The following is a 12,044-nucleotide window of genomic DNA, read 5'->3' as shown; positions in this document are numbered from 1 at the left end:
ATACTATAACTATGGCAGTAGATTCAATTATAAGCATTTGTTTGGGAATAGGTCTGGCAGCTTCGGTAGGTTTTCGGGTATTTTTACCTTTATTCACCTTAAGTTTAGCAGCCTGTTTTAATGTTTGGGAACTTAACGAGTCTTGGCAATGGGTGGGGAGTTCAGTAGCATTGATAACGTTAGGGGTGGCGACCATAGTTGAAATCTTTGCTTATTTTATTCCCTTTGTAGATAATGCTTTAGATAGTATAGCTGTCCCTTTAGCCGCACTTGCAGGAACGGCTGTTATGCTTTCAACTGTGTCCGATTTAAGTCCGGTAGTAACCTGGGCATTGGCTATTATTGCTGGTGGTGGAACGGCAGCCGCTATTTCGGGTTCTTCAGGAACAACACGATTAGCATCGACAGCAACAACAGGTGGTTTGGGAAACCCTATCGTTTCTACCGTAGAAACTGGAACATCAATAGTAATGTCTGTGCTATCTATTTTTGTTCCGGTAATAGCCTTTCTGTTTGTAATACTCATCTTGTTTATCATATTTAAATTGTATAAAAAGTTTAGTCGTCCTAAAGCTTCAAATCGATAATAAAAATTCTATTTTTGTCCTGTAAATTCAGAATGTAACGAAATAAAAAGAAAGTTCTGAAAGCAGATATTAATAATATACGAATGAAGATAATTTCAATGATTCCGGCACGTTACAGTGCTTCTCGTTTTCCTGGAAAGCTTATGCAAGATTTAGGAGGAAAACCTGTTATTCTTAGAACTTACGAAGCCACTGTGGCTACTGGTTTGTTTGATGATGTGTTTGTGGTGACTGATAGCGAGATTATTTATAATGAAATTGTAAATAATGGAGGTAAGGCCATTATGAGTAAAAAGGAACACGAATGCGGAAGTGACAGAATCGCTGAGGCTGTTGAGGATTTGGATATTGATATCGTAATTAATGTTCAGGGAGATGAGCCGTTTACCGATAAGGAATCCTTATCAAAGTTAATTAATGTGTTTAAAGATGATCACGATAAATCTATTGACTTAGCGTCTTTAATGGTTCATATTACCGAAGAAGAGGATATAAAAAACCCGAATACAGTTAAGGTGGTTCTAGACCATTTTAATTTTGCTTTGTACTTTTCAAGAAGCCCGATTCCGTATCACAGAGACGAAACAGTTAATGTAAAGTACTATAAGCATAAAGGGGTTTATGCTTTCAGAAAACAGGCTATTTTAGATTTTTACCGTTTACCAATGCTAACATTAGAAGCTTCTGAAAAATTGGAGCAACTACGCTATTTAGAATACGGAAAACGCATTAAAATGGTGGAGACCGATGTTGAAGGAGTTGAAATAGACACGCCTGAAGATTTAATACGAGCACAAAAACAATGGAAGTAAACTACCAGCACATAAAAGTAATTGGCTTTGATGCCGACGATACCCTTTGGGTAAACGAAACCTATTTTAGAGAGGCTGAAGCTAGTTTTGGTAACTTACTATCGGAGTATGAAACCTTGAATAAATTAGACCAGGAGCTTTTCAAAAAAGAGATTGATAATTTACCGCTCTACGGATACGGAGTTAAAGCTTTTGTTTTGTCGATGGTTGAAAGCGCTTTAGAACAGTCCAATTATAATGTGTCTCAACAAACAATTGAAGCAATATTAAACATAGGAAAAGACATGCTTAATAAACCAGTGGAATTGCTTGATGGTGTTGAAGATGTTTTAGAATCATTATCGAAAAAATACCGATTAATTCTGGCAACAAAAGGAGATTTATTAGATCAGGAGCGTAAGTTAGAAAAGTCAGGACTAACGAAATATTTTCACCACATAGAGGTATTGAGTGATAAAAAGGAAGAAAATTATTCGAAACTTTTAAATCATTTAGATATTAATCCGTCCGAGTTTTTAATGGTTGGTAATTCATTAAAATCTGATGTGTTACCATTAGTAAATATTAAAGCACATGCGGTGCATATTCCGTTTCATACCACTTGGGCTCATGAGCAAGTGTCTGAAAAAGAAACGAATGGCAAAAATTACAAAACCATTAGTAGTTTAAAGGATTTAATTACACTTTTAAACTAAAATATAATTGTGTTAAAATTCATAAAATCAAGTGCGATTTTATGATGTTAATTTTAAAATAACCTTATTTTTGGGTTACGAAAAAGAAAGCATAGTAGATGAGTTATAAAAACTTTCCAATGGTACCAAGAGTTATTTTTGGTCGCGGTAGTTTCAATCAGTTAAATGATATTTTAGAACCAAAGCGCTTAAATTCAAAAGCTCCATTTATATTTTTGGTAGATGATGTATTTAAAAATAATGCCTGGTTGACTTCTAGAATCCCTTTAGCTTACGATGATAGAATAATATATATATCAGCTGCCGAAGAACCAAAAACCTCACAGGTTGATGAATTGGTAGAAGATATCATACTTACCACAAAAGAACGTCCCTCAGGAATTATTGGAATAGGAGGCGGAACCTTGTTAGATTTAGCCAAAGCAGTTTCTATTATGTTAACCAACGAAGGTGAAGCTAAAGATTACCAAGGGTGGGATTTAGTTAAGAATGAAGCCGTTTATCATGTGGGGATTCCAACTATTTCAGGAACAGGAGCAGAGGTTTCAAGAACAACGGTGTTAACCGGACCTGAAAAGAAGTTAGGAATCAACTCCGATTATACGCCTTTTGATCAGGTGGTTTTAGATTCTGAGTTAACACAAGATGTTCCTAAAGAACAATGGTTTTATACAGGAATGGATTGTTATATTCATTGCATAGAATCGCTAGAAGGGTCTTATTTAAATGCCTTTAGCCAAAGTTATGGCGAGAAAGCTTTTGATTTATGTAAAGAAATATTTCTTGATAATAATCTGTCAGAAGTTGAATCTCAGGAAAAATTGATGATGGCATCCTGGCACGGTGGAATGAGTATTGCTTACTCTCAGGTGGGGGTAGCCCATGCTATGAGTTATGGTTTAGCTTATTTATTAGGAACAAAACACGGTATTGGAAATTGTATAGTTTTCGATCATTTAGAAGAGTTTTACCCTGAAGGCGTTAAATTGTTTAAAGAAATGAAAGCCAAACATAATATAAAATTACCACAGGGGATTTGTGCCGATTTAACTGATGCTGATTTCGATATTATGATTAAAGTTTCGTTAGGAATGGCACCGCTTTGGGAAAATGCCTTAGGTAAAAACTGGAAAAACATTATGACACCAGAAAAACTGAAAAGTCTATATCAAAAAATGTAGTAAAAATTTTGTTAAACAGTAATTTGAACTAGTGATTTGGCATAGATTTTGAATTTTACTTCATGTGTGGTTGTAATGAAACATAAAGTAAACAATTATTTGTCCCTAAAAAGAAACATTAATGTTCTACATACAAAAAAAGCGACTCGATTAGAGTCGCTTTTCTGATTTTATAGATCACTATTTCACTTCCTTTAAAGCATTATCAATTAACGTTTTTAGGTGTTGCTTATGTGCTCTTGAAGAAACATCGCCACCAGAACTTGTCATCGTTTTAATTGCATTTAAATTATACAAAGCCATAGATTGTGCTAAATTAGAATATCTGGATCCTTGCTTATTTGTTAACATAGAAATGAGCATGTTTGTGTATTCTAATTGTAAATTTTGTCTGAAGGAATTCACGTTTCCAGAGATATCGGCTTTAAAAATAGCGGTGTTTAAATCTGTCATCATGGTTGAAAGCGTATACTTATTGCCATATAATTCAGAATCTGAAATTCTTTGAAGTGTATTATAATGTAATATATGACTTAAAACAGCCTTCTGGTATCCTAAAACCTGATCATGTATTTTAGGGTCTTCAGGTGTTCTGAAATTAAAACCACGACGCTGCATGGCTAAATAATTATATAAATCATTAGGTACATCAAAAGCATCAGGAGCAAATATATATTTGCTTAAGGCATTCATAGCGCGTTTTTGATCTTCTAAACTTACCGGAGTATACGGTTGTTTTTCACCTTCTTGCCCTACCATAGAACGTTCTACATAAACACCTCCAATAAATCTTGAAATGGTATTTGCGGCAGATCCTTTTTGTCCAGATAACAAATAGTAAACACGACGGAGTTCCTGGTAAGATTCTCCTGTATTACTGAAATTACCCTTTAGATCCTTCATTAAATTATTCGACAATTCAATTCGATCAACAGCCCAGGCAATTTGATTGTTCGATTGGTCTCCTGTATTTACACGAGGGTCTATAGCCTTACCGGGCGAACGCATATCATCGGCATCATTACCAAAAATATGTTCTGGTTTTGTAGATTCATTTAATAAATCCTGATGTTCCTTTTCTGTTTTAAAAGGTTTATAACCTAATTGAATAGCCCAAATATCGTAAGGGCCAACTGTAACATCGTCGTATTGTCCCTGTTTACTTCGGTCTTTAGTTACATTTAAAGCCGCATAATCCATTACTGAAGCGGTTAAACATTTTCCTTTAATAAATTCAGCATCGTTCAATTGTTCAGGTGAAAATAACTGACTCGCTTTCATATTATGATTTAGACCTAAAGTATGTCCAACTTCATGCATAATTAAAGCGGTCATTGATTCCTTTTTAATGCGCTCTAACTCAAAATCTGATGCTCCGGCAGCTTCAGCAACTGAGCTAGCAAACATCATTTCATCATGCAATTCATCACCTAAAAAGCAAAACGTATGGTCGTTTGTGTTTGATGTGTTGTTTTCGAAAGTTTTTACTGAAGATGTTAATTCAAAAACTTTATCATAGAACACACGGTTAGAAAAATGCGCAAATTCCAGCATAATATCGGCTCCTAAAATCTCTCCGGTTCTAGGGTTCACAAAACTAGGGCCGTAACCTCCAAACGGTGGTTCTGGCGACGATGTCCAACGTAAAACGTTATAGCGAATATCTCCGGCATCCCAGGTAGCATCATCAGGCTGCACTTTTACAACCATGGCATTTTTAAAGCCCGCTTTTTCAAAAGCTTTATTCCATTGTAAAACACCTTCTTTAATAGTTTCACGCCATTCTAAAGGAGTTGAATTTTCTATCCACCAGGTAATCGGTTCGACAGGTTCAGATAATTCCAGTTCCGGATTCTTTTTAACTAAATTCCAACGGTGAATTAAATCACGGTAAGGCGTCGAGCTTGCCGATGTTTTATCGTCTACCTGAGTTGTGAAATAACCAACTCGTGGATCGTCAAATCTAGGTTGGAAATCATTTTCAGGCATAGCAATTAAGCTATGATACACTTTTATGCTTACGTTTCTGCCATCAGCAACAGCATTCGAGCCGCCATTTAATACAGAAGGTTGAGAGTAAACATATTCAACTTCCATATTAGTGTTTTCAGGATAGTTGTTAATGTCTAATATTTTGGTTTTCGATTTGTCTAAATTCCCAATCTTAAACTCTGTTGGAGATGATCCTGGTCTTGATGGATTTTTAATTTGGGAAAAGGTTTCTGCTAAAAATAAATTATCGGCATTAATTAAATAAAGCTTTTTGTCTTTATCGTAAGCTGAAATTTCTATACTAGCCATATTGCCTTCACTAATATTAGCATCTTTTGATTTAGATAAAGGATTTTCAGGATCGAAGTAGAAGGACGTATTTTGCGTAATAAATTCAATTTTATTGAAATACTTTTCAACTTTGAAAACTTTAGAACCCCGGTACATGCCTCTTATAACTCTTCCGGCATCCATGACACCATCTGATATCTGACTGAAATAAATGTATTCTTTACCGAGCTGCTCTTCAGAAATAACCATTTGGAGGGAGCCTTTTATGGTATCCTGATAAATCTTAAATAAACCATCTATTTCCTTACTCGTTTTTACGAGTTCAGCAATGGTTTTGTCTTTGCTTTTTTTAGGCGTTTCGGCGACAATTTCCGTTTGAGCATCTTTTTTCTTTTTTTTCTTGTTTTGAGCTTCCATGTTTGAAGGATTCAAAAAACAGAGCGATGCGAGTGCAATACATGCGTAATGGTGAATGTTTAGTTTGTGTTGCTTCATATTTTGATTTGAATTTCAAATGATTGAAGCTAAAAATACCCATTAAACAGATTGGTTTTACCTTTGAAAACGTTAAAAAATGCTAAATAAAAAAGTTTAGTTATAAATTACCTAAAATCTTATCCATCACCCAACTGGTATGTAATGCTGAAGCACCAAGCGAAGGATGTGTAAAATTACCTTGAATAAGCATGTTTCGCATGTCTTCAACATGGTAGATTTGAATGTGTTTTGGGTGCTCGATATGTAACGTTTCTTTATTCCTGTCGCTTTTTAATTTTATAGGTTTCTCATGAAATATAGCAAATTCAATGCTGCCTTTGCTTCCTAGAATGGTGACTTTGTCTAGTCTATCGTTACAATCAAAATTCCAGAATGCCGATCCGGTTACATTATTTTCGTGCACCCAGCAGGCGGTTATGGCATCTTTTGCAGAATAGTTACCTTGTTGATTGAGGCTAATACCCTTTATTTCTTTTATGTTTCCTAAAATAAAGGTGAAAAAATCCAGACCATGGCTTGCTAAATCATCGAAATAGCCTCCTGGAGCGATTTTTACATCGGTTCTCCAATTGTATTCACCAGATTTGTCTAAGTCGGAAGCAGGTGCGCTGAATTGCCAACTGATGTGTCTAACATCACCAATTTCATTATTGTCAATCCATTCTTTTACTTGTGTAAAGCGAGGTAATGAGCGTCTGTAGTAAGCCACAAAAAGCGGAATATTCTTTTCATTAAAGGCATTGTATATGGCTAAACTTTCTTGATAACTGGGCGCCATTGGTTTTTCTATACAACAAATTTTTCCTGCTTCGGCTACCTTTAAAGCATAAAACATATGAGAATCTGGTGGTGTGGCAATATATACAGCATCAATATCAGGATCGTCAATGAGTTGGTCGGCATCGGTATAGTATTTTTCAATTTGATGACGTTTTGCGTAGTCTTTAACCTTATCTGCATTTCTCCGCATGACAGCCGTTAACTCAAAACCTTTTGTTAGTTTGTATGCAGGTCCACTTTTTACTTCGGTAACATCACCGCAGCCTATAATGCCCCATCTAATAACTTTATTGTTTTTTATCATGTGTATATATTTTCTTTCTAAATTAAGATTTATATTTAAAGTCAGACTTAGCGAATATAATCTTTATGTTAAGAATATTAGAAAAGAAAAAGGCTATCAAAATTAATGATAGCCTTTTCAATATTTATAGTAAAGAATTATTCTTCAACTTCTTGCATCGTGTGGTACACGTTTTGCACGTCATCGTCTTCCTCAAGTTTTTCTAGAAGCTTTTCTACATCGGCAGCTTGCTCGGCAGAAAGTTCTTTAGTTACCTGAGGTATACGCTCGAAACCTGATGATAAAATTTCAATACCACGAGATTCTAACTCCGCTTGAATGGTTCCGAAGTTTTCGAAAGGGGCATAGATTAAAATACCATCTTCATCAGCAAATACTTCTTCTGCACCAAAATCGATAAATTCAAGTTCTAACTCTTCAGGATCTAAACCATCAGCTTTAATTCTGAAATTACAGGTATGGTCGAACATAAATACTACAGAACCTGAAGTTCCTAAGCTTCCGTCGCATTTATTAAAATAACTACGAACGTTAGCTACAGTTCTTGTATTGTTGTCGGTTGCCGTTTCAACTAAAACAGCAATTCCGTGTGGTGCATAACCTTCAAAAATAACTTCTTTATAATCACCCTGATTTTTATCTGAAGCTCGTTTAATGGCACGTTCAACATTGTCTTTAGGCATGTTTACCGACTTGGCATTTTGTATTACCGCTCTTAAACGTGCGTTGCTGTCCGGATCTGGGCCTCCTTCTTTAACAGCCATTACAATATCTTTACCAATGCGAGTAAATGCTTTACTCATCGCCGACCAGCGCTTCATTTTACGTGCTTTTCTAAACTCAAAAGCTCTTCCCATAATTTAATTATTTATATCAAGTCACTTTAAAAGTAACTTTTTAGAGGTTATTGTTATTTTATATTCAACTGCAAATTTAAAAAAATCTGTAAAGGATTTGTGCTAGATTTTAAATTGTTGTGCGTATTTATTCTTCGTCCTCTGGTTCTACAATGGCTTCAATGGCTTTTGCTAAATCAAAATCCTTTTCGGTTACACCATGCGCAGAGTGAGTAGACAACGAAATGGTTAGTATATTATAAGTATTAGACCAGTCCGGGTGATGGTTTAATGCTTCGCACTCGAAAGCAATACGACTCATGGCGCTAAAACAGTCTTTAAAGTTGTCGAATTCGAATTCAGCGTGAATGGCATCGTCATAATAGTCCCATTCTGGTAATGAAAGTAAACGTTTTTCGATATCTTGTTCTGATAATTTGCTCATAATCTATGGTTTTTAATTGGGTTATAATTAACTACAATGTACTAATTAAGAATTGTAAAATCAATTATATTTCTAATTCTGTTAAAATTTCCTGACTTAGTAATTGCAGGTTTTTAGGTAGCATGTTGTATTTTGGTAAAACAGCTAAATACCGGTCGTCGTTTGTGGTGTATACACGTTTATAAATAGCTTTTTTGAAGCCGGATACTTTTATTATTTCTCGAATAAACTCATCGTGATGTACCAAATCGGTACTTCCTAAATGAAATATGCCCGATTTGTTTCGGTTGATTATATAGTGAATCTGTTGCGTCACTTTGGTGTGTGTGGTGACATTCATAATTAAATTAGGAAAGACTTCAACAGGTTCTTTATCACGAATATGCTGAGCAATTTCTTTGATTCTTGGTGAATAGGGGCCAAAAACCATTGGTAACCGAAGTATAGCGACTTTCTTTTTTGGAAGTCTTAAGAGCATATTTTCAATTTTAATTTTGAAATGCCCGTAAATGCTGTTACTAAGGGTTTTGTCTTCTTCATAACTCGGGTATTTGCTATACGCATCAAATACATTAGCCGAAGATAGAAAGATGAATTTGGTTTTATGGTTGCTAATGTATTCAGCAACGTGTTTATGGGCTATAAACTGTGCAGCAAAATCGCCACGAAGTGCTGAGATAATGATGCTTGGTTTTACAACATCGAGAATTTCATAAACATCATCCTCTTCAAAGTTATACTGAAAGAAATGCTGATTTTTTTCGTATTGCTTGTTTTCGGTATTGAAGGTGCCGAAAGTGTTAAAATAGGGGCATAGCTCTTTATAAATTGCATTGCCTAAAAAGCCGCTAGCCCCTAATATTAATATTCTATGTTTTTCTTCGTTTTGCAGGCGTTTCATAACATAGAATTTTGTGGTTATACCTTATAAAAAGGCAGTTTTACTACAGTAGCAGGAACTGCATTTTTACGTATTTGGATGTAGATTTTGCTTTCTAGTCCAGTTAATTCTGTTGGAACATACCCTAAACCAATACCTTTACCTAAGCTTGGCGACATAGTTCCTGAAGTAACATTACCAATTTTGTTGCCTTCTGCATCAACGATGTCGTAACCTTGACGCGGAATACCACGTTCGTCTAATTCGAAAGCGACTAATTTGCGTGTTACTCCGTTTTCTTTTTGCGCTTTTAAAGCTTCAGAATTTGTAAAGTCTTTCGTGAATTTTGTAATCCAACCTAAACCAGCTTCAATAGGAGAGGTGGTGTCGTCGATATCATTTCCGTATAGGCAATATCCCATTTCTAAACGAAGCGTATCACGAGCAGCTAAACCAATTGGTTTAATTCCGAAATCGGCACCAGCTTCAAATACTTTATCCCAAACTTGTTGAACATCTTCATTCTTTACATAGATTTCAAATCCACCACTTCCGGTATATCCGGTTGCAGAGATGATTACGTTATCGATACCAGCAAAATCACCAACTTCAAAAGAATAAAATTTTATAGCTGATAAATCGTGACTTGTTAAGCTTTGCATCGCTTCGATAGCCTTTGGTCCTTGAATAGCTAATAACGAGTATTCATCGCTTAGGTTACGCATGTCTGCTCCTACATCGTTTTTAGATTGAATCCAGTTCCAGTCTTTATCTATGTTACTTGCATTAACAACTAATAAGTATTGCTCGTCTTTAATTTTATAAATAATTAAATCGTCTACAATTCCACCATTATCGTTTGGCATACAGCTGTACTGCGCTTTACCAATGGTTAATTTAGAAGCATCGTTAGTCGATACTTTTTGAATTAAAGCTAATGCATGTTCACCTTCAATTAAAAACTCACCCATGTGAGACACATCAAAAACACCAACAGCATTTCTTACGGTTTCATGTTCAATATTAACTCCTTCATATTGTACAGGCATGTTGTATCCTGCGAAAGGCACCATTTTAGCGCCCAGAGCAATGTGAGTTTCTGTTAAGGCTGTATTCTTCATTTACGTAATATTTTAGTTTGTGACGCAAATGTATTGAAATTTTATAGATACCTGATTTTATATAAAGTTAAAAAGAACTTAAGAAATAGTTTTGAATTTAAATGGTTCACAAAATGTTATACATTGAATTATAATGTAAAACCTATTTTATATATAAAACTTAACTTATATAGTTAAATATTGAAGTTTATTGTGGTTTTAAATCAGATTATTTAGTAATTTAAATAGCTGTTTTTAAATAGGTTGTAATGATTTTATATTTAGATATAAACACTAGGCTAAACATAAAGATTATGTTTTTTTGCTTAATTCTATTGTCTTTTTGTCTTCAAATTCAAGCACAAAAACCGGTATTAAGGCATTCCTATACTTTTAACGATGGCTCTCCTAATGATGTTGTAGGAGATGCTCATGGTATTGTTAAAGGCGGTAAAATAACTAATGGCATGTATTTAGCGTATGCGTTAGATCAATATGTAGATTTACCAGCCGATATAATCAAGATTAACAACTACAAGTCCTTTTCCCTAGAAGCCTTTTTATTAGCAGGAGGAGGTAATGACTTACATACTATGTTTTCCTATTTTGGAAATACTTTAGGAAATTATGGTGTAGATTATGTATTTCAATCATTATGTAATAACCAATCAAGTGTTACAACTATATCCTGTAAAAATTATACAGCACCTTGGGCTTCAGGCACAGATGTAGCTACTACCTTTTTACAAGATGCAAAATTTCATCATGTGGTAACTACTTTTGATAATAAAGTGATTAAGTTTTACATAGACGGTGTTCTTATTGGATCTAAAAGCAAAGACAATCATATAGAAAATACTATAGAGCACTTGAGTAATATGTATGCCTACCTTGGAAAATCGGGTTATTTACAAGATAAAACTTGGTTGGGAGCTATTGATGGCTTTAATATTTATGAAGGTGTTTTAAATGAGAAGATTATTGCTAAATCTGCTGATGCTTATTTAAAAGGCACTAATCATACTACAGATAAATTTTTATCTATGCTGAAGTATGTTCCTGAAATTGATATGGGATTTATGCCTGAAAATAAAGCACTAGATACGTTTGTAGGTACTTATAAAAAGTCTAAAATAACTGTATATCCTACAATATTAAGAACTGTCGATACTATAATGTATTCTCAGTCTACAGGAAAACAATTGTTTGAAATGCTTCAACAAGAGGGTAATCTTAATGTCTCATTTAATGCTTCAAATTTATATCCAGGAGAATTGAGTGGAAGGGGACAGCTTGAATTTTTTCAGAATGGATTAAAAGCATTAATCAGTGCTGTTAAAGAAAATGAAGTGACCACAGATTATCATTTAGTTTCTGAAATTCTTTTTCCTCCAAACGAATCTGAATACAATGTAGTATTTGGCATTAATGTATATATTTTAGATAGTCAGGGAGAGAATGCCTTTTCATTTTTATTGAATCAACATCATAATTATCTATCCTTAGCCGGACTTTATGAAAAAAAATCAATTGATGATAATGCTATGGATTTTTTATTAGAAAAATCTAATATGGTAATTACAGGTAGTTTAAAAAAGCAAATCGAAGCTATAGAAAAATCAAAAATTCAAAAGTTTTAAAAC

At 34.4% G+C, this 12,044-nt stretch carries 11 protein-coding genes; 5 read left to right on the top strand and 6 right to left on the bottom strand.

Features of this window, described 5'->3' with window-relative positions; translation table 11 throughout:
- Positions 1–11: 11 nt before the first annotated feature.
- From NO995_RS08620 to NO995_RS08605, 4 genes are all read left to right on the top strand, one after another.
- Positions 12–587, top strand: coding sequence for a DUF4126 domain-containing protein (locus tag NO995_RS08620; RefSeq protein WP_258227156.1), 576 nt, complete (start codon positions 12–14; stop codon positions 585–587).
- Between the two features lie 83 nt (positions 588–670).
- Entirely contained in the window at positions 671–1,399 is a 729-nt protein-coding gene (gene kdsB, locus NO995_RS08615) for a 3-deoxy-manno-octulosonate cytidylyltransferase (RefSeq protein WP_258227155.1), read from the top strand.
- Positions 1,390–2,094, top strand: a complete 705-nt coding sequence (locus tag NO995_RS08610) for an HAD family hydrolase (protein WP_258227154.1) — start codon at positions 1,390–1,392, stop codon at positions 2,092–2,094. Before kdsB ends, NO995_RS08610 begins: the two co-directional genes overlap by 10 nt.
- Before the next feature lie 98 nt (positions 2,095–2,192).
- Positions 2,193–3,275, top strand: a complete 1,083-nt coding sequence (locus tag NO995_RS08605) for an iron-containing alcohol dehydrogenase family protein (protein ID WP_258227153.1) — start codon at positions 2,193–2,195, stop codon at positions 3,273–3,275.
- Positions 3,276–3,455: 180 nt separating this feature from the next.
- On the opposite strand, the gene NO995_RS08600 is transcribed toward NO995_RS08605, so the two are convergent.
- From NO995_RS08600 to gcvT, 6 genes are all read right to left on the bottom strand, one after another.
- Positions 3,456–6,053: a zinc-dependent metalloprotease gene (locus NO995_RS08600; protein ID WP_258227152.1), complete on the bottom strand. Its 2,598-nt coding sequence runs from the start codon at positions 6,051–6,053 to the stop codon at positions 3,456–3,458.
- Between the two features lie 100 nt (positions 6,054–6,153).
- Positions 6,154–7,140 (bottom strand): Gfo/Idh/MocA family protein, encoded by a 987-nt coding sequence (locus NO995_RS08595; protein ID WP_258227151.1) that lies wholly within the window; start codon positions 7,138–7,140, stop codon positions 6,154–6,156.
- A 137-nt stretch (positions 7,141–7,277) separates the two neighbouring features.
- Positions 7,278–7,997 (bottom strand): YebC/PmpR family DNA-binding transcriptional regulator, encoded by a 720-nt coding sequence (locus NO995_RS08590; protein WP_240573944.1) that lies wholly within the window; start codon positions 7,995–7,997, stop codon positions 7,278–7,280.
- 127 nt (positions 7,998–8,124) lie between these two features.
- On the bottom strand, positions 8,125–8,421 hold the full coding sequence (locus NO995_RS08585) for a 4a-hydroxytetrahydrobiopterin dehydratase (protein ID WP_240573941.1): 297 nt from the start codon (positions 8,419–8,421) through the stop codon (positions 8,125–8,127).
- Between the two features lie 64 nt (positions 8,422–8,485).
- Positions 8,486–9,322: a sugar nucleotide-binding protein gene (locus NO995_RS08580; RefSeq protein ID WP_258227150.1), complete on the bottom strand. Its 837-nt coding sequence runs from the start codon at positions 9,320–9,322 to the stop codon at positions 8,486–8,488.
- Positions 9,323–9,339: 17 nt separating this feature from the next.
- The gene (gcvT, locus tag NO995_RS08575) at positions 9,340–10,422 is read right to left on the bottom strand and encodes a glycine cleavage system aminomethyltransferase GcvT (protein ID WP_240573935.1); all 1,083 of its coding nucleotides are present in this window, start codon (positions 10,420–10,422) and stop codon (positions 9,340–9,342) included.
- A 293-nt stretch (positions 10,423–10,715) separates the two neighbouring features.
- Between gcvT and NO995_RS08570 the strand changes: the two genes are divergently transcribed.
- Positions 10,716–12,041, top strand: a complete 1,326-nt coding sequence (locus tag NO995_RS08570) for a LamG domain-containing protein (RefSeq protein ID WP_258227149.1) — start codon at positions 10,716–10,718, stop codon at positions 12,039–12,041.
- Positions 12,042–12,044: the final 3 nt, after the last annotated feature.

Origin of the sequence: Aestuariibaculum sp. M13 (assembly GCF_024723255.1) — a bacterium.
GTDB lineage: Bacteria > Bacteroidota > Bacteroidia > Flavobacteriales > Flavobacteriaceae > Aestuariibaculum > Aestuariibaculum lutulentum.
Note: the sequence above shows the minus strand (reverse complement) of the source record. Positions and strands in the feature narration are given on the sequence as shown.